This window comes from Streptomyces achromogenes subsp. achromogenes (assembly GCF_000720835.1).
GTDB lineage: Bacteria > Actinomycetota > Actinomycetes > Streptomycetales > Streptomycetaceae > Streptomyces > Streptomyces achromogenes.
Window position 1 is genome coordinate 1 of record NZ_JODT01000161.1, and the last position, 200, is coordinate 200.

1 rRNA gene is annotated in these 200 nt (G+C 54.5%); it reads left to right on the forward strand.

The window, feature by feature from the left end:
- Positions 1-120: 120 nt before the first annotated feature.
- A 16S ribosomal RNA gene (locus tag IH25_RS40400) occupies positions 121-200 on the forward strand; the annotation flags it as partial.

Below are 200 nucleotides of genomic sequence, written 5' to 3' on the forward strand. Positions count from 1 at the left end.
GTCTCCAGCATCTGCTGGGACGAGGTTCCTTTGAAAAAACACAGCGAGGACGCTGTGTGCGAGAGGACTATTCCTCCTCTCGCACCGCTCTCGTGGTGTCAACCGGATTACCGGTAAACATTCACGGAGAGTTTGATCCTGGCTCAGGACGAACGCTGGCGGCGTGCTTAACACATGCAAGTCGAACGATGAACCTCCTT